This window comes from Streptantibioticus parmotrematis (assembly GCF_019890615.1).
GTDB lineage: Bacteria > Actinomycetota > Actinomycetes > Streptomycetales > Streptomycetaceae > Streptantibioticus_D > Streptantibioticus_D parmotrematis.
In genome coordinates, this window is sequence record NZ_JAINVZ010000066.1 from 1 (window position 1) to 601 (window position 601).

The following is a 601-nucleotide window of genomic DNA, read 5'->3' on the forward strand; positions in this document are numbered from 1 at the left end:
CGGGGTCGTCCACGGTGATGTCCTCGACGGCGATACCGTCGATCTTGGCCTGGCGGGTGCGGACCATCAGGTCGTGGTTGGCCGGGTCGTAGGAGATGTTCCCGGTGCCGTCCTGCTTCTCGATCCCCCCGATCCGGTGCTCGAGCCCCGGTGTGCCCGGCACCGCCCACGGCCGCGCCAACGTCTGCGGATCCCGCAGATACGGCCAGAACTCCCCGTCATGATTCGGCCCAGTCGCGAACTGCACCCGCAGATCGGGGAGTTCGTCCAGTTCCGGTACCCGCCACGGTTCGGAGCCGTTCGCCAGATACCCGTCCGACAACAGGAAGACGGGTGTGCGGTAGGTCAGCGCGATGCGGGCGGCTTCCAGGGCGGCGGTGAAGCAGTCGCCGGGGGTGGCCGGAGCGACGATCGGTACGGGTGCTTCGCCGTTGCGGCCGTACATCGCCTGTAGCAGGTCGGCCTGTTCCGTCTTGGTCGGCAGGCCTGTCGAGGGGCCGCCGCGCTGGATGTCGACGACCAGCAGCGGCAGCTCCAGCGAGACCGCCAGCCCGATCGTCTCCGACTTCAACGCCACCCCAGGCCCGGAAGTGGTGGTGAC

General features: G+C 68.9%; 1 pseudogene. It reads right to left on the reverse strand.

The window, feature by feature from the left end:
* Positions 1-601, reverse strand: a pseudogene (locus K7472_RS32255) (2-oxoacid:acceptor oxidoreductase subunit alpha); the annotation flags it as partial.